22 protein-coding genes and 1 tRNA gene are annotated in these 17,843 nt (G+C 61.2%); 12 read left to right on the top strand and 11 right to left on the bottom strand.

Translation table 11 applies throughout. The features are described from left to right. Positions 1 to 70: 70 nt before the first annotated feature. From AC1Q67_RS14710 to AC1Q67_RS14695, 4 genes are all read right to left on the bottom strand, one after another. Complete coding sequence (locus tag AC1Q67_RS14710; protein ID WP_492236119.1) at positions 71 to 280, bottom strand: helix-turn-helix domain-containing protein; 210 nt, start codon at positions 278 to 280, stop codon at positions 71 to 73. Between the two features lie 92 nt (positions 281 to 372). Continuing rightward, positions 373 to 1,131: a hypothetical protein gene (locus AC1Q67_RS14705; RefSeq protein ID WP_492236118.1), complete on the bottom strand. Its 759-nt coding sequence runs from the start codon at positions 1,129 to 1,131 to the stop codon at positions 373 to 375. 25 nt (positions 1,132 to 1,156) lie between these two features. After that, the gene (locus AC1Q67_RS14700) at positions 1,157 to 2,365 is read right to left on the bottom strand and encodes a tyrosine-type recombinase/integrase (protein ID WP_492236117.1); all 1,209 of its coding nucleotides are present in this window, start codon (positions 2,363 to 2,365) and stop codon (positions 1,157 to 1,159) included. Between the two features lie 183 nt (positions 2,366 to 2,548). Then, a tRNA-Leu gene (locus tag AC1Q67_RS14695) sits at positions 2,549 to 2,633 on the bottom strand. Between the two features lie 169 nt (positions 2,634 to 2,802). Here AC1Q67_RS14695 and AC1Q67_RS14690 point away from each other — a divergent pair. Then, a complete protein-coding gene (locus tag AC1Q67_RS14690) occupies positions 2,803 to 3,303 on the top strand; it encodes a disulfide bond formation protein B (RefSeq protein WP_029659367.1) in 501 nt (166 codons plus the stop codon). Positions 3,304 to 3,318: 15 nt separating this feature from the next. Here AC1Q67_RS14690 and AC1Q67_RS14685 read toward each other — a convergent pair whose 3' ends face one another. Both AC1Q67_RS14685 and AC1Q67_RS14680 read right to left on the bottom strand, forming a co-directional pair. After that, positions 3,319 to 4,410, bottom strand: a complete 1,092-nt coding sequence (locus AC1Q67_RS14685) for an AbrB family transcriptional regulator (RefSeq protein WP_492236116.1) — start codon at positions 4,408 to 4,410, stop codon at positions 3,319 to 3,321. A gap of 156 nt (positions 4,411 to 4,566) precedes the next feature. After that, complete coding sequence (locus AC1Q67_RS14680) at positions 4,567 to 4,851, bottom strand: PsiF family protein (protein WP_029659368.1); 285 nt, start codon at positions 4,849 to 4,851, stop codon at positions 4,567 to 4,569. Positions 4,852 to 5,039: 188 nt separating this feature from the next. Between AC1Q67_RS14680 and AC1Q67_RS14675 the strand changes: the two genes are divergently transcribed. The 4 genes from AC1Q67_RS14675 (at position 5,040) to AC1Q67_RS14660 (ending at position 7,613) form a co-directional block, all read left to right on the top strand. Then, positions 5,040 to 5,558, top strand: coding sequence for a hypothetical protein (locus AC1Q67_RS14675; protein WP_492236115.1), 519 nt, complete (start codon positions 5,040 to 5,042; stop codon positions 5,556 to 5,558). 16 nt (positions 5,559 to 5,574) lie between these two features. Then, a complete protein-coding gene (locus AC1Q67_RS14670; protein WP_492236114.1) occupies positions 5,575 to 6,426 on the top strand; it encodes an LssY C-terminal domain-containing protein in 852 nt (283 codons plus the stop codon). 81 nt (positions 6,427 to 6,507) lie between these two features. Then, positions 6,508 to 6,894 carry a CidA/LrgA family protein gene (locus tag AC1Q67_RS14665; RefSeq protein ID WP_024574817.1) on the top strand — a complete coding sequence of 129 codons (387 nt, stop codon included), beginning with the start codon at positions 6,508 to 6,510 and terminating at the stop codon, positions 6,892 to 6,894. Next, positions 6,891 to 7,613, top strand: coding sequence for an LrgB family protein (locus AC1Q67_RS14660; RefSeq protein WP_492236113.1), 723 nt, complete (start codon positions 6,891 to 6,893; stop codon positions 7,611 to 7,613). Before AC1Q67_RS14665 ends, AC1Q67_RS14660 begins: the two co-directional genes overlap by 4 nt. A gap of 47 nt (positions 7,614 to 7,660) precedes the next feature. On the opposite strand, the gene AC1Q67_RS14655 is transcribed toward AC1Q67_RS14660, so the two are convergent. Next, on the bottom strand, positions 7,661 to 8,470 hold the full coding sequence (locus tag AC1Q67_RS14655) for an SDR family NAD(P)-dependent oxidoreductase (RefSeq protein ID WP_492236112.1): 810 nt from the start codon (positions 8,468 to 8,470) through the stop codon (positions 7,661 to 7,663). A gap of 124 nt (positions 8,471 to 8,594) precedes the next feature. On the opposite strand from AC1Q67_RS14655, the gene AC1Q67_RS14650 reads away from it, so the two are divergent. The 3 genes from AC1Q67_RS14650 to AC1Q67_RS14640 all read left to right on the top strand — a co-directional run bounded on the left by AC1Q67_RS14650 (position 8,595) and on the right by AC1Q67_RS14640 (position 11,095). After that, on the top strand, positions 8,595 to 9,536 hold the full coding sequence (locus AC1Q67_RS14650) for a GlxA family transcriptional regulator (RefSeq protein ID WP_492236111.1): 942 nt from the start codon (positions 8,595 to 8,597) through the stop codon (positions 9,534 to 9,536). Between the two features lie 44 nt (positions 9,537 to 9,580). Next, complete coding sequence (locus AC1Q67_RS14645) at positions 9,581 to 9,829, top strand: hypothetical protein (protein WP_492236110.1); 249 nt, start codon at positions 9,581 to 9,583, stop codon at positions 9,827 to 9,829. 150 nt (positions 9,830 to 9,979) lie between these two features. Continuing rightward, positions 9,980 to 11,095: an alkene reductase gene (locus AC1Q67_RS14640; RefSeq protein ID WP_492236109.1), complete on the top strand. Its 1,116-nt coding sequence runs from the start codon at positions 9,980 to 9,982 to the stop codon at positions 11,093 to 11,095. 10 nt (positions 11,096 to 11,105) lie between these two features. On the opposite strand, the gene AC1Q67_RS14635 is transcribed toward AC1Q67_RS14640, so the two are convergent. The 3 genes from AC1Q67_RS14635 to AC1Q67_RS14625 all read right to left on the bottom strand — a co-directional run bounded on the left by AC1Q67_RS14635 (position 11,106) and on the right by AC1Q67_RS14625 (position 13,687). Beyond that, complete coding sequence (locus AC1Q67_RS14635) at positions 11,106 to 11,663, bottom strand: HNH endonuclease (RefSeq protein ID WP_492236108.1); 558 nt, start codon at positions 11,661 to 11,663, stop codon at positions 11,106 to 11,108. Positions 11,664 to 11,780: 117 nt separating this feature from the next. Then, a complete protein-coding gene (locus AC1Q67_RS14630) occupies positions 11,781 to 12,875 on the bottom strand; it encodes a DUF2855 family protein (protein WP_492236107.1) in 1,095 nt (364 codons plus the stop codon). Next, positions 12,872 to 13,687, bottom strand: coding sequence for a DNA-3-methyladenine glycosylase family protein (locus AC1Q67_RS14625; protein ID WP_492236106.1), 816 nt, complete (start codon positions 13,685 to 13,687; stop codon positions 12,872 to 12,874). The genes AC1Q67_RS14630 and AC1Q67_RS14625 overlap by 4 nt, the downstream gene beginning before the upstream one ends. 69 nt (positions 13,688 to 13,756) lie before the next feature. Between AC1Q67_RS14625 and gluQRS the strand changes: the two genes are divergently transcribed. Next, positions 13,757 to 14,635 carry a tRNA glutamyl-Q(34) synthetase GluQRS gene (gene gluQRS, locus AC1Q67_RS14620; protein WP_492236105.1) on the top strand — a complete coding sequence of 293 codons (879 nt, stop codon included), beginning with the start codon at positions 13,757 to 13,759 and terminating at the stop codon, positions 14,633 to 14,635. A gap of 65 nt (positions 14,636 to 14,700) precedes the next feature. Continuing rightward, entirely contained in the window at positions 14,701 to 15,996 is a 1,296-nt protein-coding gene (locus AC1Q67_RS14615; RefSeq protein WP_492236104.1) for an ATP-binding protein, read from the top strand. Here AC1Q67_RS14615 and AC1Q67_RS14610 read toward each other — a convergent pair. Next, a complete protein-coding gene (locus AC1Q67_RS14610; RefSeq protein WP_492236103.1) occupies positions 15,938 to 16,816 on the bottom strand; it encodes a YihY/virulence factor BrkB family protein in 879 nt (292 codons plus the stop codon). The genes AC1Q67_RS14615 and AC1Q67_RS14610 overlap by 59 nt on opposite strands. Positions 16,817 to 16,943: 127 nt before the next feature. Between AC1Q67_RS14610 and AC1Q67_RS14605 the strand changes: the two genes are divergently transcribed. Both AC1Q67_RS14605 and AC1Q67_RS14600 read left to right on the top strand, forming a co-directional pair. Further along, positions 16,944 to 17,141 (top strand): twin transmembrane helix small protein, encoded by a 198-nt coding sequence (locus tag AC1Q67_RS14605; protein ID WP_024574807.1) that lies wholly within the window; start codon positions 16,944 to 16,946, stop codon positions 17,139 to 17,141. A 43-nt stretch (positions 17,142 to 17,184) separates the two neighbouring features. Continuing rightward, positions 17,185 to 17,757: a cob(I)yrinic acid a,c-diamide adenosyltransferase gene (locus AC1Q67_RS14600; RefSeq protein ID WP_492236102.1), complete on the top strand. Its 573-nt coding sequence runs from the start codon at positions 17,185 to 17,187 to the stop codon at positions 17,755 to 17,757. Positions 17,758 to 17,843: the final 86 nt, after the last annotated feature.

Here is a 17,843-nt window from a genome sequence, read left to right as displayed (position 1 = left end):
CTGCAAAGTAGAGGCAAGGCTTCGCCGCGCACCGATTGCTCGGCGAACCTTGCTGTTGTGGGTTTGAGGTTTAGGCTGCCATCAGCCCGGCGAATGCCGGTTGGAGAGGCGGGGATGGAATCGAGAGTGGAAGGCTATCGCGCCATTCCTTCTCTGCCTCGGGTAGGATCAGCGTCCGACGACCAACCTTGACCGCCTTAAGCCGACCTGCCTTGATCTCCTGGTAGACCTTGGAACGGCAGATGCCGTTGCGAGCGCAAAAATCTTTAATACTAAGCACGATGAAGCTCCGTTCACCGCCAACTGAATTGCTGGCGTATGAACAGTTTTCTGTCCGATCCTGCTATTCCAGATGCTAGGACCGGAATGAACTTAAACTGAGAAGGTCTTGAGCTTCATTTTCAGCTTATCTAGCCGCGTCTTAACCCATGCGCCGCGCTCACGTTCGGGTAGCTGCTGCCATTCTGCGGTTAAGCCCCGATAATGACTCTGAAAGCGGTTTACGGACATGAAGTTCAGGTCAGCAAATTCCTTCGCATCATCCTTCTTCGATTCCTTGGCCGATTCAGGATTAACGGCTGGCTCGAATTTGGCGAGCCACCCGATGATCAGTGCTCCTGGGCGGGCTTTCTTTGCCACCTTGTCTTTGCGCTGACGTGAATCTCGGGCGCGCGCAGTGATCTTATTCAAATAGGTTTCAAGCGATCTATAAATGTGCTCCGCAGCTTGTTCTTGTGGCTCGTGCCCTTGCTCGATGAGTACTTTCAGGAGGGCCGCAGCCTCAGCTCTTAGCAGCCAAAATTGGGTCGGGTCGGGGGCTTTCCGAGTGTTGCTAGGCTTCTTGAAGACTTTGTTTTCAATCCCTCTGTTGAGGTCAAGGAGTGCAATTGCAAGGCTCATCAAAGAGCCGGGAATATAGGAAGGCGCCAATCCTGATCGTTCAAAGAATACAGACACAGATTCTAGCGACGCAGCCGCAACATTGCGCCGAAACGCATTAATATCTCGCTCGTCGTCGGGAGGGAGAAGTCTTGAAATCATCGCCAGGCTCGCGATTAGGTCGACCAGAAATGGACCGGCTTGTTCGACTGCTAGTTTGACGTGCCGCGAGTCATCGGTAGATTCGCTCATGACAGCCCCATGCGTTAAATGTAATTCAGGCTTTCTTCGGTGGTGACAACATTCGAAATTCGTCGAGGTAATTGGCCCATTCTTGCATCATCTCGGTTCGCTCGGGAAGATATTGTGCAGCGTTGTATGCGCGCCGAACCTCACTACGTTCTTGGTGCGCGAGTTGCCTCTCAATCGCGTCAGCACTGAACTTTCCGCTTTCGTTCAGGCGTGTTGATGCCATTGAGCGAAATCCGTGAGTGGTCATCTCATTTTTTGAATAGCCTAAACGACGGAGGGCCGCGTTCAGTGTGTTTTCCGAGATCGGTCGTTGCCAGGATCGGGTCGAGGGAAAAATTAGTCTTGAGGATCCGGTGATTGCTTTGAGGTCAGTGAGAATCGCAATGGCCTGCTTAGAAAGTGGCACTATGTGATCTAGTCCCATCTTCATTCGCTTGCCGGGGATCCTCCATATCTTGGACTTGAAATCAATTTCTGACCACTCGGCTAGTCGAAGCTCTCCGGGTCGAACGAAGACAAGCGGAGCCATGCGCAGCGCTGCGCATGTACTGTAGTGACCATCAAATCCGTCGATCGCTCTGAGCAATGCGCCGATCTGGCTTGGTTCGGTTACAGCAGCATGGTGTTTGACTCGCGGGGTTACCAGGGCTTTCCTTAAGTCGACTGTTATGTCGCGCTCAGCTCGGCCTGTCGCTACGGCATAACGAAGGACTTCGCCGACAACACTTCTGATTCTGAGCGCTGTTTCGTAGCGACCCCGGCTTTCAACCTTGCGAAGGCTTTCGAGGAGCTCGGCAGGCCTAATCTCAGCAATCGGTCGTCCTCCAAAATCTCTGACTGCAAATTCCAACAACCATGACTTCTTCTTCAGGGTGCGAGGTGATGAACCCTCAGCCTTCCATTTTTCTAGGCACTCGCTCGCCACCGTCATGAAGGTATTCGCATGCGAAATCTTTCGAGCCTGCTTCTCGGATTTTCGCAGTTCTGATGGATCAGTGCCTACGGCGATTAGTTTCTTTGCAGTGTCCCGGGCGGTCCGCGCGTCCGCTAATGAAACGAGCGGATAGTTTCCGAGAGCCAGCAATTTCTGGCGGCCGGCAAATCTGTACGCTAACCGCCACAACTTGGATCCACTCGGCTGAACAAGAAGGAATAAGCCGCCGCCGTCTGACAATTTAAACGGTTTTGAACGCGGTTTTAAGTTTCGGAATTCGAGCTCTTTTCGTGCTGGCATGCATCTTCCATCTTTCAGGAACTACCAACACTCTCCGAAACTACCAACAAAAATACCATCGAATTTTCTGGATGTGGGTGCACAGTCGCAATCCTCCAAGAACGATACTTTCCCATAATCCATTGTATTTAATGGATTAATGCGACGTTCGTGGATGTCGGTGGATCTGTGGAAACTGTGTGATGGTGCCCCTGGCCGGAATCGAACCAGCACTCCTTGCGGAACTCGATTTTGAGTCGAGCGCGTCTACCAATTCCGCCACAGGGGCCCGCTGCCCGAAGGCAGGGTCGTAAAGCGGGCGGAATATAGCTCGCGCGCCGTTGCGGTCAACCGCCTGTGATCGCGCCAAACGTCGACAGCGGGCAGCGGGCAAGCTAGGACCCATGCCGGACAGGAGATTTGGCGTGTCAAACGGCACCACGACGGCATCGGGACGCATTAACCACACGCGCGATGCAATATTCATTGCCAGTGCGGGAATTGCGGTCATCGCCGGCGCGACCATCGCCGGAGCGTGGTTCTTCGAACTGGTGCTCGATATCCGGCCCTGTCCGCTCTGCCTGGAGCAGCGTTATGCCTACTACCTCGCCATTCCGCTGGCGGCGCTGATTGCAATCGGCGCCTCGCAGGGCGCTTCGCGGCGCCTTCTCGGTGCGGGTCTTGTCATTCTCGGGCTCGCATTGCTCGCCAATGCCGGTCTCGGCGCCTATCACGCCGGAGTCGAATGGGGGTTTTGGCAGGGACCGACCGATTGCAGCGGGCCGATCGTCGATTTCGGCAGCACCGGAAACCTGCTGGACAATCTCAACAAGGTGAAGGTGATCCGCTGCGATGAGGTGCAGTGGCGTTTCCTCGGGCTGTCGCTGGCTGGTTACAACGCGTTGATCTCGCTTGGCATGGCCCTGCTGGCTGCTTGGGGCCTACGCACTGCGCGATAAGCTGCGGGTTTATACCTAATCATCCGCGTCGATCTGCTGACGGCCGAACAGATGAACGATGCCCGGCGTCGCTACCGAGACAAATACAAACCGCGACAGATGATGCGCGCCGACGAAAATCGGATCGATGTGCAGCGTCAGCGCGAGCGCCAGCATGGCGTCCATCGCCCCCGGTGCGAAGGAGACCACGATGTCGCCGAACCGCGCCGGCGTGGCCAGCGCCGCGAGCGCGATGAAAATCGCTGAAATGACGATGGCTACGGTGAACGATCCGATGGCTGCGGCCATGAAGCTCAACAGCGTGCGCGCTGAGATTTTCGCAAAGCGTGTGCCGATCAGCGCCCCGATCCCGATCAGGGCGGCAGCGTAGGCCCAGTCCGGCAGGCCCCCTTCGATCGATCCGGTGCCGTGCAGGATGCTGGAGCCGAGCATGGCGCCGAACATCCAGCTCGCCGGAAACTTCATGACACGCAGCAGCAGCGATGTCGCCACGCACACGGCGGCGAGAACCGTGAGCGCAAGCGGTGTCGCTGGCGCCGCGTGCATCGGGGAGCCGCCGTGCTGGGCCAGTCCGGACGCCGCGAGGATCAACGGCAATGCCGCCGTCAGAATGATCACGCGCATGGTCTGCACCACCGCGATGCCGGCGACATCGGCGCGCCGTTCGTTGGCGAGCATGATGATCTGCGACAGCGCGCCGGGGCTGCCGGCGAGCAGGGCGGATGTGCGGTCCCACTTGTGGATGTGCTGGAGATAGAAGCTGCTGCCGAGCGTAGCGCAGAAAGTAGACGCGGCGAGGATCGCGATGCTGACCGGATAGCTCGCCATGTTGGTCAGCATCTGCGGCGACACCATCGACCCCAGCGACAGACCGAGCGTCATCAGGATGATATGCGCCATCAGCGGCGGCAGGCCCATCGGGCGCCCCGCGATAGCGCCTGCCCCGACCGCGATCATCGCGCCCGAGATCAATCCGCCGGGCAATTCCAGCCATCGAAACAGGGCTCCTCCGGCCAGACCGATCAGGAGCGTTTCAAACGTATGGAGGATGTCGCGCGGCTGGACGTTGCGAAAAGCTCGCGACAGCTTCTGAAGGACAGGCGTCATTGCGGCGGGATTCGAGGAACGGCAACGTCGTTATCACAAATCCTGCCATGCACCGCAAACGGAGCGCGAGCATGGCTCGCACATTCTCCATGCGCAGCGTGACGAAAGAGAACGAAGGCGAGCCAGCCGGTGACTGGCTCGCCTTGTTTCACAGGCTCAATTCGCCTTCCCGGCGGTCTTCTTGCATTCGGAGCGGAATTTCCGGCGCTCCTTGCCGTGCAGTCCCTTGGCGTCGGCCTGCTTCGAACATTCGAGCGAGGCCGCGGTGCGTTCGGCTTTCTCTTTGGGTGTGACCGTCTTGGCAGGCGCAGTTTTGGCCGGCTCAGTCTTAGCCGCTGGCGCAGCCGGAGCGGCTGGCGTCGCGGTTTGTGCGAAGGCGGCACCGGCAAGCATCAACGAGGCGGCAGCGGTGACAAGGATGCGTGAAGGGAGAGTGATCATGGGGAAGTCTCGCGTTGCAGATGGGCGCGAGCCTTGGCCCGCGAGGATGAACCGCCGGTGAACGCCGCAGCGCGGAATGCCTTTTGTAGTTCATTATTTTTTGATCGGCGCGTGCGGCAGCGCGTTGAATGCAAATCGGCGTGAGCTAGGATGTGCTGCTTTCGAGATCCCTCACTCAGGAGAGTTCGATGACAATCCGAGCCAATCTGTTTTGTGCGGCGCTGCTGGCTGGTGCGGCAACCTTCGCTGCGATGCCGGCGCAGGCCCTGACCGCCCAGGAATGCAGCGCCAAATATCAGGCTGCAAAGGCGGCGGGCACACTCGGTGACCAGAAGTGGAATGATTTCCGCAAGGCGCAATGCGGCGCCGACGCGACGCCGGCCGCGGCAACGACGGCGGCTCCCAAGGAAACTCCGAAGGCGGCCGCCACGCCCAAGGAAACACCGAAAGCCGCTGCTGCTCCGAAGGAAGCACCAAAGGCTGCTGAAGCGCCGAAGCCTGCCGCGGCTCCCGCAGCCGCAGGTGCCGCCGTGTATCCGACAGCCATCGCACCAAAGTATTCCAGCGAGGCCGCGGGCAAGGCACGCATGCACACCTGCGTCGATCAATACAACGCCAACAAGGCCACCAATGCGAACGGCGGCCTGAAGTGGATTCAGAAAGGCGGCGGCTATTACAGCGAATGCACCAAGCGGCTGAAAGGCTGAGACTGGTTGAACGGCTATGGACCGGTCGGCTGTGAGTCCCGCCGGTCCAACGCCGCGACCGCCATCGCGCCGCATGAAGCGGGCGCTCATGGCGCTCGCGGTTGTTCTCGTTGCGTATGGCGCGATCGCCTATCTGCTGCTGCCGTCGTTCTGGCGGCATTACGAACATCAGAAGAAACTCGATGGCCTGCCGATGGTGACAGTCACCGCGCAGGGCATTCCCGCCGATCCAATCAATGTCGGACTGGTTGGATCGTCGAACGACGTTCTTTGCGCCATGCGCGAGGCGGGATGGTTTCCGGCCGATCCGATTACATTGCGCTCCTCTCTGGAAATATCGGGCAGCGTGTTGCTGGATAAGCCCTATCCCGACGCACCGGTCAGCCCGCTGTTTTATGACGGCCGCCGCGAGGATCTCGCCTTCGAAAAGCCCGTCGGCAAGAGCGCCGACCAGCGGCATCACATCCGGTTGTGGATGGTCCTGAAGGACGGCGCGGAGAAGCGGCCGGTCTGGCTCGGTGCGGTGACATTCGATCGCAGCGTTGGATTCAGCCATTACACCGGCGCGGTCACACATCACATCGCGCCGGATGTCGATGCGGAGCGGCGGTTGATCGAAACCGATCTGCAGGCCGCCGGGATGATCGAGGCGCGCTACACGGTCGGCGGGGTCGGTCCCACATTGCGCGGCCGCAACGGCGAAGGCGACCCTTACTACACCGACGGCGAGGTATGGGTGCTGCGGCTGGTTGAAGGCTGCATCAAGCGTCACAGACCGCCGGTGGTTCTGACGGGGCCCGTTGCGAACGAACTCAAGGATACGATCTGGAAAAACATCTCCGAGCTTTATCGGCGCTCGCAGCAATAACAATGCCTCCATCCGCGTGCTGCGATTGACAGCGGCGACCTGTCTTGCGTGTTATGCAGCGTATCCGCGCCGGAGCCGCCCATGATCGCCAGCCTGAGTGTCATCCTGATCTGTCAGTTGATCGGCGAGGTCATCGTCCGCGGATTGCGGGTGCCGGTGCCGGGGCCGGTGGTAGGCCTCGCGCTTCTGTTCGCCGTGCTCATCACGCGCGATCGTTTTCCGGTCCTGGCGCGAGGGCCGCTGCGCGACAACGCGGTGGAAGGAACCGCGAAAGGCATGCTGGCGCATCTGTCGCTGCTGTTCGTCCCCGCGGGCGTGGGCGTGGTGCAGCAGCTCGATCTGCTCGCGCACCACGGTCTTGCAATCTTCGTGATCCTGGCGGCTTCGGTGCTGGTGACACTGGTTGTCACCGTCGGGACCTTTCTGATCACCAGCCGCCTGATGCGCCGGGGACGCAATGCGTCATGAGCGGCAATCCGTTTTCGCTCTGGGTGTATCTGTCGCAGACGCCGCTGCTGTGGCTGACCGTGACGCTTGTGGTCTACGCGATCGCCGACGCGGCCTCGCTCGCGACCCATCGCAACCCGCTGATGAATCCTGTCCTGCACTCGATCTGGATCGTCGGCTTGTTCCTTCACCTGACCGGGACCAGCTACACGACCTATTTCAGCGGCGCGCAGTTCGTGCATTTCCTGCTCGGCCCCGCGACCGTCGCGCTCGCGGTACCCCTTTATGAGAACCGCAAGACCGTGATGTCGGCGATTATCCCGATGCTGATGGCGCTCGTGGTGGGCTGCATCACCGCCATCGTGTCGGTGGTGCTGTTCGCGGAAGCGGCCGGCTTGCCGCGGGAGATCGTGCTGTCACTGGCGCCGAAATCGGTGACCGCGGGCGTCGCCATGGGCATCAGCGAAACGCTGGGCGCCAATCCAGCGATCACGGCGGTCGCAACCGTTCTCACCGGCATTATGGGCGCGATCGTGGTGACCCCGACGATGAACCGGCTTGGAATTACCGATTTCCGCGCGCGGGGTTTTGCGGCGGGGCTCGCCTCGCACGGAATCGGGACGGCGCGGGCGTTTCAGGTCGACGAAGTGGCGGGCACATTCGCCGGCATTGCGATGGGACTGAACGCGCTGGTGACGTCGCTGCTGGTGCCGGTCGCAGCCACGCTGTTGCTGCGCTGAGAAAGGCCCCCGCCGATGGGCGAGGGCCTTGTTCGTTCGAGCGGAACTTATGCTGCGCTTTTTCTCTTGTAGCGGTCGGCAGCCTGCGCCCGTGACAGCTTCGGCGTGAGCGCCTTTCTGGCCGCATCGTAGTTTTCCCATTCCTTCACATCAGGCAGCGACGGGATGGTGATGAGTTCGCCGATGTCGAGGCCAACCAGCGAAGCATCGACCATTTCGTCCGCCTGCATCACGATGCCCTGCGGCAGGTGGGCGACCGGTACGCCCGCAATATCCCAGAAATTCGTTGCGGTCGCGCCCGGCAACACAGCCTGAACCCGAACGCCGCTGTCCTTGAATTCCTTGTGCAGCGCCTGGGTGAAATTGACGACGTAGGCCTTGGTGCCGCTGTAGGTGCCGTTGAGCACATCGGTATCGAGCGCCACGATCGACGCGATGTTGATGATGAGCCCGTTCTTACGCGCGACGAAAGCCGGGGCGGCGGCGAGCGCCAGCCGGGTCAGCGCCACGACGTTGAGCTGGATCATCGCGTCCATCTGATCGACATCCGAGGTCAGCAGCGGTCCGGCGGACCCGATGCCGGCATTGTTGATCAGTGCAGTAATGCTCTGGTCGGTTTTCAGGCGCTCCTCGACGCGGCGCAAGTCGGCCTTCGCATTGAGGTCAGCAGGCAAAACCTCGACCTTGCGGCCGGTGTCCTTGGCGAGCTTGGCTGCAAGCGTGTCGAGCTTTGCCTTGTCACGTGCGACCAGAATGAGGTCATACCCGCGCCGGGCCAGCCGGTCCGCGTAAAGGGCTCCGATGCCGGAGGAAGAGCCTGTCACCAGGGCCGTGCCTTTGGTCTGTTGCTGAGACATTGTCGTGTGTCCTGTGTTGATCCGATGGGACCGGCCTGGCCGGTGTTGACGGGATCAATCTAGGGCGCTACCCATACGTCTTAAATGCCATATATACCTCGTTTCAGGACAAAGAGTCGCCACCATGAAGCGCGTTGGTCTTGTCATTTTTCCGGGCTTTCAGATCCTTGATCTTGTTGCGATTTCGGTGTTCGAGCTGGCGAACATGGCGGGCCCGGCGCCGGCCTACGAAATCGAGCTTTTGTCTGAGCACGGCGGGCCGGTTGCGAGTTCGTCGGGCGTTCCGATTGAGACAAGACCCTTCAGCAAGGCGAAGTTCGACACCGTCATGGTGACCGGCTGGATGTCGCCCGTCCCGTCTTCTGCGGGTCTTCTTGCTTTCATCAACTCGGCCAGCAAGGAGTCGCGGCGGGTCGCCAGCATCTGCACGGGCGCCTTCGTGCTCGCAGAGGCGGGCATTCTCGACGGACGACGCGCCACCACACACTGGGCGTTTGCGCGGAACATGCAGGCCCAGTTTCCGAAGGTCAAAGTTCACGAAGACAAGATTTTCATTGTCGATGGGTCGGTGTGGACCTCGGCGGGCATGACATCATGCATCGATCTTTGTCTGGCGATGGTCGAGAGCGATCTCGGCGTGGATGTCGCGCGCGGCGTGGCCCGCAAGATGGTGGTCTATCACCGGCGGACCGGCGGGCAGTCGCAGTTCTCAGCGCTGCTCGAACTCCAGCCAAAATCCGATCGCATTCAGGATGCCCTCGCTTTCGCCAAGAAGAATCTGAAAAACGATCTGTCGGTTGAAGTGCTGGCGGAAGCGGCGCGGCTCAGTCCGCGCCAGTTCAGCCGTGCGTTCCGCTCGGAAACCGGACAGTCACCCGCAAAAGCAGTCGAGAACCTGCGGGTCGAAGCGGCGCGGATTTTGATGGAGGAGGCACAGCATCCCGTTGATGTCATCGCGCGCGAGACCGGGTTTTCCGATCCCGAGCGGATGCGCCGCGCGTTCCTGCGGGCATTCGGCCAGCCGCCTCAGGCGATCAAGCGCGCGGCGCGGATGGCGGCTGCCTAGGCCCACGGAGATCTGTGAGGCTCCGGTTCAACAGGTGCGCAATGATGTCTGCGCGCGTTCGGCTCAAGGAAGTTCCTGACCTTTATTATTTTTTGCGTGCCGCCTTCAGGAACAACTGCTTCCCTTCAAAGGTTGCTCCACAAGTTTATGTGGAGATTACAGATGTTGTTCCTCATGCCGCGTGTAATGACGAGTATTGCCTTGTCCATTTTTGGTCGGCGATGACCTTGAAACAGAATGCTGGCGATCCCGCCGTGAAATCTGGCGTGGAAGACGACGCATCGGCGCGATAATAGGAAATTTGCCTCCGGCGATCGAATGCGCAACTGGACGGCGGCCGCGTCATCGGAGCGTAGGTCTGCCATGCGCGCTCGAAATGAAGAGAAAAAACGCAAGCTGTGATAACGCGTCAAATCCCTGATGCCGAACCCGGAGCTTGCGTGATGTCGCCCTCGCTTTTTTCTCCCCTGAAGGTTGGACCGTATCAGCTCAGCCACCGCGTCGTCATGGCTCCGCTGACGCGGATGCGGGCCGCGCAGCAGGACAACGCGCCGCATCCGTTGAACCTCGAATACTACCAGCAGCGCGCCACGCAGGGCGGCTTGATTATCGCCGAAGCATCGCCGGTCGTTCAAACCGGGCGAGGCAATCCCAGAACGCCGGGCATCTATTCGCGCGAGCAGATTGCTGGATGGCGCGAAATCACCGATGCGGTTCATGCCAAGGGCGGCATCATCTTCCTGCAGCTCTGGCACGTCGGGCGTGTCTCGCACTCCTCGTTCCAGCCCGGCGGGGCGTTGCCGGTCGCGCCGTCAGCGGTTCCGATCTCCGGCAATTTCACCGCCATGACGGTGGACGGAAAGCAGGTGCCTTACGAGACACCGCGGGCGCTGGAAACCGGCGAGATCGCGGGAATCGTCGACAGCTTCCGGGAGGGTGCACGGAACGCGCAGGAAGCCGGGTTCGACGGCGTCGAGATTCATGGCGCCAACGGCTATCTGCTCGAGCAGTTTCTTCAGTCGCGCATCAATCAGCGAACAGACCAGTACGGCGGATCGATCGAGAACCGCGCGCGTCTGCTGCTGGAGGTGACCGACGCGGCCACCGGCGTCTGGGGCGCTGACCGTGTGGCCGTACGCCTGTCGCCTTACGGCGTTGCCAACGACACCGGCGAAGCCGACCCGATGCCGCTGTATGGTCATGTTGTGAAAGCGCTGGGCACACGGGGTCTTGCCTATCTGCATTTCATCGAGCCGCGCAGCAGCGGCGCGGGCCGTGCCGAGGTCAATCATCAGAACGTGCCGTCGGCGATGGAGTTGTTCAGGCCGCTCTGGCCGGGCGTCCTGATCACAGCGGGTGGCTTCACCGGTGAGACCGCAGAAAATGCCATCGCATCAGGTAAGGCGGATGCGATCGCATTCGGCCGTCACTTTATTTCGAATCCGGATCTGCCGCTTCGCATCAGGGAGAAGGCGCCGCTCACGCCTTATAATCGCGCGACGTTTTATGGCGGCGCGGAAGCGGGCTACACGGATTATCCGTTCCATCAGGAGGCCTGAGCGCGGACGTTTACGGATCGAGTTCGGTGTCCCAGTAGAGATAGTCGAGCCAGCTTTCGTGCAGGTAGTTCGGCGGGAACAGCCGGCCGTTGCGGTGAAGCTGGTGCACCGTCGGCGCGAACGGCATCTGGCGCGGATGCATTTTCGCCTGCGCCATCGTCATGTTGCCCTTGCGCAGATTGCACGGCGAGCATGCCGCGACGACGTTTTCCCACGTGGTCTGGCCGCCGCGGGAGCGCGGGATGATGTGGTCGAAGGTCAGGTCCTCCTGCGAGGTGCAGTACTGGCAGGTGAAACGGTCGCGCAGGAAGACGTTGAACCTGGTGAAGGCGGGATGTGTCGTCGGCTTCACGAACGACTTGAGCGAAACCACGCTCGGCAGCCGCATTTCGAAGGTGGGGCTGTGAACCGCGTGGTCGTAATTGGCAACGATATTGACGCGGTCGAGGAACACGGCCTTGACAGCGTCCTGCCAGGACCAGAGCGAGAGTGGATAGTAGCTCAGCGGCCGGAAGTCCGCATTCAGCACGAGGACCGGCCAACCGCCTTGTGACACATGTGCGTTCAAGTAACGCTCCTGGCCCCAACCCCAATTGGCTGCGAAGCAGCTTGGGATGACATACTACAGGCAGCGTGACGGGATTGTGAAGAGCGTTTCCGCTCACCTGCCGGTGAGCGCTTCGCCTCAATCGGCCATCGACAGCATGTGCGCTTGTGCCGGTTTTACGCGGCCTTTCAGCGTATCCAGATAGACCTGCTGGACCGCATCGGAACCCCGGCTTTCGATCACATCGAGCTTGGGGCCCATCGCGGCGGTGAAGCCGGACCAGACCGCGCCGAATCGCTGGTCGATTCCTCCGGGGCCCCATTCCTTGGCGCGCTTGCGGATCTGGTCCGGCGCAAAGAACCATGTCGGCTTGGCGCCGGGCAGGGCGTCGTCGTCGGGCGCTGCATCCTGATGGGTCAGGCCGACCCGTCCGCTATAAACCAACTGGCCGCCGAAGTGCCTGTGCAGCCTGGTGCGCAGATCGGGATTGCCCGCCATATCGACGAAGGCGACCGGCTGATCCGCTGGAATGGTCTCGATGTTGTCGTATGTCACGACCTCGTCGTAACAGCCGAGCGATGTGACGAAGTCCATATTCCCCGCCGCCGTGAGTCCGATCACGCGCACGGGTTTGCGATGACTGTGCAGCAGCCACGCCAGCCCGAATGCCGTTTTGCTGGACGCGCTGGACAGGATCACGGCCTTCGCGCCGAAGAAATCCTTGTCGGCGAGGAAGTCGTCCACCAGGAACGAGAGCATGAACAGCGGCCGCAGCAGCGCCTGATAGTCGCCTTCGCGGCCTTCGAACGCCGGATCGCCGGTGACGCGGGCATAGGCATTGTAAACCGGCGAGACGCTCTGCCGGTGCGCGGCGGCGTCGCGAAAGCCTGTTTTCTTGACGTCGGCGGCTTCGATCACGAGATGCGTCGCCATCGGCAGATAGCCGAACAGCACTTCGCCGACGGCGATGTCCGGATGACGCGATTCGATGACGCGGCCGAATCCCCAGACCGGAATGTTGCCGAAGCCCTCGGGGGAGGGAAACAGATGCCAGTACTTCAACTGTTCGCCGAGCATCGCGTAGGTGATGTTGTTCGCGGTGAGAGCGAAACGCTCGACCTTTACCAGCAATCCATCCTCGGGCAATTGCATCACGCCAGGCAGCGGCGTCTCGATCACTCGGCATTTCGCCAGATCATTACGCTCCACGATGAATTGAGTGGACGAAGTCATTTCCGCGCTCCCGTTGTCTTTGCCGCTTTCTTTCGTAGCGCATTCTTCGCCGGCTTCGCTGACGTTTTTGCGACGCGGGATTTGTTTAAAACGTCCTTGGTGTTTGAAACGGGTTTCGCTTTTGCAGTTTTTTTCTTGGTGGTCGTTTTTGGCGACGCTGTCGCTGTTCCTGCGATCACGCCTTCGCGCTTCTTGATAGCGTGATAGTACGACCACCACAGATGCGCGGCTGCGCCGCGAAGCGGCCGCCACGGCTCCGCCAGCGGATGCATCTCCTTGACCGTCGGCCGCGACTTCAGCGCGAGGCCGATGCGCATCGCCTCCTGAATGGCAAGATCGCCGGCCGGCCATGCATCGCCGTGACCAAGACAGAACAGCAGATAGATGTCCGCGGTCCATGGCCCGATGCCGTGCAGCTTCGTCAGGGTCGCATGGGCGGCGTCCGCGTCCTCTTCTGCGAGCACTTCGAGGTTGAGCCGCTCCTCGCTTAATTCGCGCGCAATGAATTTCAGCGATTTGATTTTCGCCGCAGACAGGCCGAGACGTCCGAGCCGGTCCGCACGCGCGCTCTTGAGCTTGTCATGATGAAAGGGATCGAACGTCGTGCTGACGCGGCTCCAGATGGCGGCGGCGGCTTTTGTCGACAACTGCTGGCCGCAGACAATGGCCGCGAGACCGGCGAAGCCGGGTTCGCGCCGCCGCAGGTTCGGCATCCCGGCAACCTCGAGCACGGGGCTGAGCCGGGGATCGAAACGGACTAGCGCGTGAACAGCGTCCTCGAGGTCCGCTTGGGTGTTGAGATGGACTGTCATTTGGTTAGAACATGAAGCGAATCCGGCGCGGGTGCAAATGTCTCTTCGCATCGGGATAAAGGCCGAACCATGCCGCCACCCGTTTTCCGTTTTGCGCCAAGTCCGAATGGATTTCTCCATCTCGGACACGCGCGCTCGGCGCTGCTGAATTTCGATCTCGCCCGGCAGAGCGGCGGACGTTTGTTGCTGCGTATCGAGGATATCGACGCCACCCGCTGCCGCCCTGAATACGAACAGGCCATCTGTGAGGATCTCGCGTGGCTCGGCCTGACGTGGGAAGAACCGGTGCGCCGGCAGTCGGAGCACCTTACGCTCTATCGCGAGGCGGTTGATCGCCTGATGCGCGACGGCCTGCTTTATCCGGCATTCGAAAGCCGCGCCGAAATCGCACGCTTGGTTGATGCAAAGGAGCGGGCGGGGCCATGGCCGCGCGATCCCGATGGCGCTCCGGTCTATCCCGGCATCGGCAGGCAACTGACGAGCGAGGAGCGTGGCCGGAAAACATCCTCGGGTGCGCCTTACGCCTTGCGGCTGGATATGGAAGCGGCCGTGGCGCGTACCGGCGCGTTGTTCTGGGTGGAGCAAGGCGCAGGTCCAGGCGGTGAGACCGGTCAGGTGCCCGCGAGGGCCGAGCAGTGGGGTAATGTGATCCTCGCCCGCAAGGACACGCCCACGAGCTACCACCTGTCGGTTGTGATCGACGACGCCTTGCAAGGCGTAACCGACGTGGTGCGGGGGCAGGATCTGTTCTGGGCGACCGGCGTCCACCGCCTGCTGCAGGAACTGCTCGGGTTGCCGCAGCCGGTCTACCGCCACCATGCCCTGGTGCTGGACGACGCCGGGCAGAAACTGTCGAAATCGACAAGGTCCACCGCACTCAGGGATTTGCGGGCCGGCGGGATGACGCCGGCAGAGGTGCGGCGTCTTGTTGGTATTAACCCCGCTTAAACCCGCGGTGGCGTGACTCGGCAGCCTCCGACATGCCATGTTGGAGGCTGAATGGGTGGGGAATCATGGCGGCGAAATCGCGCGTCAAGCGTAGCCTGAAGACGCGCGTCAAGCGTGGCGCCAAGACGCCCGCGCAGAAGATGCGCGCGGCGAAAACAGCGGCATCGAAAAAGGCTGCTGCAATGAAGGCTGCTGCGAAGCCGGCGGCCAAACGGCGGGTGAAACGGCCGGAGCCGGACTCGCGTGTAGTCGAGGCTGCGCTGGCTGCGTTCGCTCACGAGGTCCGCACGCCGTTGACGGGGATTCTCGCAATCAGTTCGCTGCTGGCGACGTCAGAAGTTGGCGAGCGCGAGCGGCGCTGGATCGATACGATCAGGGTGGGCGCCGAGCATCTTGCGGCACTGGCTACATTGTTTGTCGATGCGGCGCGGCACGACAGCGCCGGACTGGCGGTGCGCCAGGACTTTTTCGACCTCCAGGCGCTGTCGCGGGCGATGGGGGATTCGCTGGCCGGGCGCGCCGCGGCGAAGGGACTGCAATCGCAAGTCGGGATCGCCGCGAAACTGCCGGTCTTTGTCATCGGCGATCCGGTGCGCCTGCGGGCGGCGCTGGAAAACCTGATCGATAACGCCGTCAAGTTCACACAGAAGGGCACGGTGACCCTCGACGTCGCGGCCCGCGCCGGTCGCGGCGACAGGCTCGAGGTGACGTTCTCTGTGTCCGACAGCGGCATCGGGCTTTCGCTTGCGGAGATCAGGCGGCTGTTCAAGCCGTTCTCGCAGGCGAATGTCAGCATTGCCTCCCGCTTCGGCGGCGCAGGCCTCGGATTGTCGTCGGTCAGGCAGCTTGCCCGCGCCATGGGCGGCGACGTCACGGCAAGCCAGCGGTCCGGCGGCGGCATGACATTCGTGCTGACCGTTGCGCTGAAACGGGCCAGGGAAATGCAGCCGTCCACATTGGGCGCGGATGCGCCGCTGCGCGCGGCGCAGGGCCTGCGCATCCTGAGCATCGAAGACAATCCGTTCGGCCGCGTCGTGCTCAATGCCATTCTGACCGAGCTCGGCCATCTGACCGAATTCATCGGGCGCGGTGAGGCGGCGCCGGAACGGATCGCGCAAGGCGATTTCGATGCGGTACTGATGGACATGGTGCTTCCGGGCATCAATGGCGTTGAAGCGATCCGGCGTGTCCGGGCGCTTGAAGGACGCCACGGGCGTATCGCCATCATCGGTATCTCGGGACGGGCAGATGACGAACAGGCTTCGCGCGCCGCGGGTGCTGATGCCTTCCTGACAAAACCCGTCAGCCCGCGCGCGCTGGCGACGGCGCTTCTTGAGGCGACGCGGCGTTCTGCCACTTGACGATCGAGGCGTTCAGTTCGCCGCCGTACACGAAAATCGCCGCGATGAAATACAGAAACACCAGCGCGATCATCACCGACGCAAGGCCGGCGTAGGTCGTGACATAGTTGCTGGCGAAACGCGCGAGGTACTGGCCGAACACCACGCCGGAGACGAGCGATCCGATCATCGTGAAGACAATGCCCGGCAGAATCTCGCGCATGCGGCGCGTTCCGGCCGGCAGCCACTTGTGCAGGATCACAAGCGTCACGATCAGCGCGATAATGGTCAGACCAAAGCGCAGGATCGTAAAGAGATCTTCGTTCGGTTCGATCCGAAGCGGAATGTGGCGCCGCGCGGCGGCCAGGATCAGCGGACCCAGCACGATCAGGAACGCCATCGCCAGTGAGGTCACGGCCGCGACCATGGTGTAGCCGATCGATTCCAGCCGTAGCCAGTACCAGCGCCGCTGTTCGACTACACCATAAGCGCGGTTCAGCCCGACGCGCAGGCTTTCGACACCGTTCGATGCGAAGTACAGCGCGAGCACGACGCCGATGGTGAAAACACCGCTATGCGATTGGGTCAGGACATTATGGATTTCGCCGGACAGCGCATCGGCGACCTGCGTGGGCCACGTCTCCAGCATCATTTCGGCGGCCCGATCGGCCAGCTCCTTCGATCCGAAAACACCGGCAAGGGAGGTAATCACGATCAGGAAGGGAAACAGCGCCATCAGCGCCGACAAAGCGATGTGACTTGCGATCGCCCAGCCGTCATCGGCCAGGAACGTGTAGAACGCATCGAGTGCGACATTGAAAGCGTCTCGGATCAGCCTCACGTGTCACCCTGATTCACCGCCTTTAAGATGTAGCGCGCCGGGCTCCTAAAGTCATGTACGGTTGAGAGGGTAAAAGGTTCTCCGGCAGGTGATGACGTGGGGCCGTCGGCGGTGTTATGTACCCCTCATGGTAACTTTCCTCTCGAGCATAGCTCTTCCCATCGCATTGGCTGCAGTTACGATCGTGCTGCTGCTTGGCCTGTTCAACATGATGCGCGGCGGCTCGCCCGACACCTCGCAACGGTTGATGCGGCTGCGTGTGCTGTTTCAGTTTATCGCCATCGTCATCGCGATGCTTGCCGTCTGGGCGCTGGGCAAGAGCTGATTGACGAGGCGGACGATTTCAACCGCGACAACGGATCGACGCGATGGTCATTCTCAACCGGATTTACACGCGCACCGGCGACGACGGGACGACAGCGCTCGGCAGCGGCGAGCGGCGCCCGAAGTATGATCTTCGTGTCAGCGCCTATGGAACCGTCGACGAAACCAACGCGGTGATCGGTGTGGCCCGCCTGCATCTGGCGCAGGTCCCGGTAATCGATGCCATGCTCGGCCGGGTGCAGAACGATCTGTTCGATCTCGGCGCGGATCTGGCTGTTCCGCAGCGGGAGGGCAAGGCCGAGCGGCTGCGCGTGCTGGCCACACAGGTCGAGCGTCTGGAGCAGGACATCGACGCGCTCAATGCCGATCTGGCGCCGCTGAATTCGTTTATTTTGCCTGGCGGAACTCCCGCCGCTGCTCATCTGCACCTGGCCCGCACCGTCTGCCGCCGGGCGGAACGGATGGTGGTGGAACTGGCATCCCAGCCTAACGAGCCGGTGAGCGATGCAGCCGTGCAGTATCTGAACCGGTTGTCGGATTTCCTGTTTGTGGCGAGCCGCGCGGTCAATAATAACGGCGCCCGCGACGTGCTCTGGGTTCCGGGGCAAAACCGGTAAGCCGAGATATTAGGTATACCTTCCTCGTTTTCCAGTTTTCGCGCGTTGACCCGGATTGGCGGGACCATTAGGTTCCGCCGCCAACC

The organism is Afipia sp. GW823-FHT06G09 (assembly GCF_058794875.1).
Note: the sequence above shows the minus strand (reverse complement) of the source record. Positions and strands in the feature narration are given on the sequence as shown.

Coding starts and splice junctions, on each gene's coding strand:
- AC1Q67_RS14705 (WP_492236118.1), bottom strand. CDS start 1,131: ATGAGCGAATCTACCGATGACTCGCGGCACGTCAAACTAGCAGTCGAA.
- AC1Q67_RS14700 (WP_492236117.1), bottom strand. CDS start 2,365: ATGCCAGCACGAAAAGAGCTCGAATTCCGAAACTTAAAACCGCGTTCA.
- AC1Q67_RS14685 (WP_492236116.1), bottom strand. CDS start 4,410: ATGACGCCTGTCCTTCAGAAGCTGTCGCGAGCTTTTCGCAACGTCCAG.
- AC1Q67_RS14680 (WP_029659368.1), bottom strand. CDS start 4,851: ATGATCACTCTCCCTTCACGCATCCTTGTCACCGCTGCCGCCTCGTTG.
- AC1Q67_RS14675 (WP_492236115.1), top strand. CDS start 5,040: ATGACAATCCGAGCCAATCTGTTTTGTGCGGCGCTGCTGGCTGGTGCG.
- AC1Q67_RS14670 (WP_492236114.1), top strand. CDS start 5,575: ATGGACCGGTCGGCTGTGAGTCCCGCCGGTCCAACGCCGCGACCGCCA.
- AC1Q67_RS14665 (WP_024574817.1), top strand. CDS start 6,508: ATGATCGCCAGCCTGAGTGTCATCCTGATCTGTCAGTTGATCGGCGAG.
- AC1Q67_RS14660 (WP_492236113.1), top strand. CDS start 6,891: ATGAGCGGCAATCCGTTTTCGCTCTGGGTGTATCTGTCGCAGACGCCG.
- AC1Q67_RS14655 (WP_492236112.1), bottom strand. CDS start 8,470: ATGTCTCAGCAACAGACCAAAGGCACGGCCCTGGTGACAGGCTCTTCC.
- AC1Q67_RS14650 (WP_492236111.1), top strand. CDS start 8,595: ATGAAGCGCGTTGGTCTTGTCATTTTTCCGGGCTTTCAGATCCTTGAT.
- AC1Q67_RS14645 (WP_492236110.1), top strand. CDS start 9,581: ATGTCTGCGCGCGTTCGGCTCAAGGAAGTTCCTGACCTTTATTATTTT.
- AC1Q67_RS14640 (WP_492236109.1), top strand. CDS start 9,980: ATGTCGCCCTCGCTTTTTTCTCCCCTGAAGGTTGGACCGTATCAGCTC.
- AC1Q67_RS14630 (WP_492236107.1), bottom strand. CDS start 12,875: ATGACTTCGTCCACTCAATTCATCGTGGAGCGTAATGATCTGGCGAAA.
- AC1Q67_RS14625 (WP_492236106.1), bottom strand. CDS start 13,687: ATGACAGTCCATCTCAACACCCAAGCGGACCTCGAGGACGCTGTTCAC.
- gluQRS (WP_492236105.1), top strand. CDS start 13,757: ATGCCGCCACCCGTTTTCCGTTTTGCGCCAAGTCCGAATGGATTTCTC.
- AC1Q67_RS14615 (WP_492236104.1), top strand. CDS start 14,701: ATGGCGGCGAAATCGCGCGTCAAGCGTAGCCTGAAGACGCGCGTCAAG.
- AC1Q67_RS14605 (WP_024574807.1), top strand. CDS start 16,944: ATGGTAACTTTCCTCTCGAGCATAGCTCTTCCCATCGCATTGGCTGCA.
- AC1Q67_RS14600 (WP_492236102.1), top strand. CDS start 17,185: ATGGTCATTCTCAACCGGATTTACACGCGCACCGGCGACGACGGGACG.